This is a genomic window from Desertihabitans aurantiacus (assembly GCF_003344635.1).
Classification (GTDB): Bacteria; Actinomycetota; Actinomycetes; order Propionibacteriales; family Propionibacteriaceae; genus Desertihabitans; species Desertihabitans aurantiacus.
Map to the genome: position 1 here is coordinate 1 of NZ_QPKK01000388.1, position 2,532 is coordinate 2,532.

At 74.1% G+C, this 2,532-nt stretch carries 3 protein-coding genes; 1 reads left to right on the forward strand and 2 read right to left on the reverse strand.

Features of this window, described 5'->3' with window-relative positions:
- Window positions 1-259: 259 nt before the first annotated feature.
- Window positions 260-964 carry a TIGR03089 family protein gene (locus tag DVA66_RS19315; RefSeq protein WP_157974153.1) on the reverse strand — a complete coding sequence of 235 codons (705 nt, stop codon included), beginning with the start codon at window positions 962-964 and terminating at the stop codon, window positions 260-262.
- A 65-nt stretch (window positions 965-1,029) separates the two neighbouring features.
- Here DVA66_RS19315 and DVA66_RS19320 point away from each other — a divergent pair, with 65 nt between their 5' ends.
- Window positions 1,030-2,103, forward strand: a complete 1,074-nt coding sequence (locus tag DVA66_RS19320; protein WP_114561457.1) for a mannose-1-phosphate guanylyltransferase — start codon at window positions 1,030-1,032, stop codon at window positions 2,101-2,103.
- Here DVA66_RS19320 and DVA66_RS19325 read toward each other — a convergent pair.
- The coding region (locus tag DVA66_RS19325) for a coenzyme F420-0:L-glutamate ligase (RefSeq protein WP_332872892.1) at window positions 2,094-2,532 on the reverse strand (439 nt) is incomplete at its 5' end. The genes DVA66_RS19320 and DVA66_RS19325 overlap by 10 nt on opposite strands.

Consider the following 2,532-nt stretch of genomic DNA (forward strand, 5'->3'; position numbering starts at 1 on the left):
GGGCGAGGAGCGCGACCCGACCCCAGCGCCCTGAGCGCGACCCCACCGCAACACCCTGAGCGCAACCCGCCCCCAGCGCCTTGAGCGCAACCCGCCCCCAGCGCCCTGAGCGCAACCCGCCCCCAGCGCCCTGAGCGCAACCCGCCCCCAGCGCGCTGAGCTTGTCGAAGGGCGGGAAGGACCGTCCTTCGACAGGCTCAGGACGCTGTGGTGGGGCTCAGGACGCTGTGGTGGGGCTCAGGACGCCGTGGTCGAGCCGTCAGGCCACGTTCTCCTCGGCGCGGATCCGGTCGAGGTCGGCGTCCGTGCCACCGGTCACCACCACCGCCGACCCGCCGCCGATGAGCGGACGCACCAGCGCCGCGGCGACCGTCGGCCACGGGTCGCCGGGGCGCACCAGCACCCGCTCCGCCACCCCGGACTGGGTGACCAGCTCGTCCTGGGTGAGCACCAGGTCAGGCTCGGCCCAGGCCGGCAGCTCCGGAGTGGGCGGGACGCCGGCGAACCGGTCGGGCTGGCTGCGCACCTCGGTCGACCAGTCCACCCAGCCCGCGGGCAGCGGCTCGCGGAAGCCGAGACCGAGCGGGTGCAGCGAGCAGACGAGCACGGTGCCCGCGGTCACCGCGTCGGGGTCGGCGAGCGCGGCCGGTCCGACCACCGCGACCTCGCCGGCGTCCTCACCCGGGGCGACCACCCGTGGGTGCGCACCGGTGGCCCACAGCGCCATCACCCACACCAGGCTCATCCAGTGCCCCGGCGCCTCCCGCAGCAGCGGCACCGCCACCGCGTCCCCGGCGTCGAGGTCGAGCTCGTCGACCACGAGGTTGGACGCCTTGGCCACCCAGTTGGCGAAGGTGGTCGCCGACAGCTCGGTGCGGCTGCCGTCACCGACGTCGTAGCAGGTGAGCAGCGGCGCGGAGCCGTCGCGGCGGACACGGTCGGTCAGCAGGTCGGTGATGAGCACCGATCCACCGTAACGAGGGCTCGCCTCCCCGCCCACCGGCACCGGACGCCGCTAGGGTGCCGCCCATGCGTTTCGTGGTCATCATGGCCGGCGGGTCGGGCAAGCGGCTGTGGCCGCTGTCGCGCAAGGACACCCCGAAGCAGCTGCTGCCCCTGCTGGGGGAGCAGAGCCTGCTCAGGGTCGCGTTCGAGCGGGTCCGCCAGGCCGTGCCGGAGCAGCAGGTCTACGTCTGCACCGGGGCGGAGTGGACCGACCTGGTCGCCGCCGAGCTGCCGGAGATCCCGACCGCCAACATCCTCGGCGAGCCGGTCGGGCGGGACTCGCTCAATGCGGTGGCCTGGCCGGCGGCCCTGCTCGCCGAGGCCGACCCCGACGCCGTCGTCGCGATGGTCACCGCCGACCACCTGATCGAGCCGGTCGACCGCTTCGTGGGTGCGCTGACCCGGGCGTTCGAGGTGGCCGAGAGCCAGCCCGACGCGCTGGTGACCTTCGGTGTGGTGCCGACCAAGGCCCACACCGGCTACGGGTACCTGCGCCGTGGCGAGGCGCTGCCGGGCACCGACGACGTCTACACCGCGCTGGAGTTCAAGGAGAAGCCGGACGCCGCCACCGCCCAGGCCTACCTGGCCTCGGGTGAGCACTTCTGGAACTCCGGCATGTTCGTCTGGCGCGCCAGCACCCTGCTCGACCAGCTCGCGGTGCTGCAGCCCGACTGCCACGCCATCGTCACCGAGCTGGCCCGCCACCCCGAGCGGCTGGCCGAGCTGTACCCGCAGCTGCCGCGGATCAGCGTCGACTACGCGGTGATGGAGCCGGTCGCCGCGGGTCGTGGCACCGCCCGGGTGCTGATGGTGCGGCTGCCGATCAGCTGGCACGACGTCGGCGGCTACGCCTCCCTGCTCGAGCAGTTGCAGCGCGACTCCTCCGGCAACGCCACCCGGGGGCTCAGCGTGCAGGTCGACGGCAGCAACAACCTGGTCATCAACGACCACGACGACCACCTGGTGGCAACCATCGGGGTGCACGACATGATCATCGTGTCCACCCGGGCGATCACCCTGGTCTGCCCGCTGGACCAGTCCGAGCGGGTCAAGGAGCTGGTCTCGGCGGTGACCGACAACGACGGCCGCTACGCCTGAGGCGGCGCCGGCGGCTCGGTGTGGCGGGCGGCGTCCAGCAGGTCGCTGAGGAAGGTCGCCACCGACGGGTCGTCGGTGAGCGCCACCACGGCGTCGGTGAGGTCGTCCCCCTCCACCGCCACCAGCTCCTCGTAGCGCCCGGGCGCCCCCAGCGCGCCGAGCGCGGCGTGCAGCACCGCCTCCCGGGTGCCGCGGGCGAACAGGTCGCCGGGCCCGGTGCGGGTCAGGCTGCGGGCACCGGGCGCCTCGTCGACGACCAGTCCGGCCAGCCCCCGCACCACCGCGACCGGACGCCGTCCGAGCTTGGCCTTGACCAGGTCGCCGGCCGCGGCGACCTCGTCGGCCACCGCCATCTGGGTCACCACCAGCTCGTTGCCCCAGGGGTCGGTGCGCCCGCCGTAGTCCAGCACCGGCAGCACCCCGGCCGCG

What these genes read in the sequence shown, in the direction of transcription:
- DVA66_RS19320 (WP_114561457.1), top strand. Translation starts at nt 1,030, where the DNA reads ATGCGTTTCGTGGTCATCATGGCCGGCGGGTCGGGCAAGCGGCTGTGG.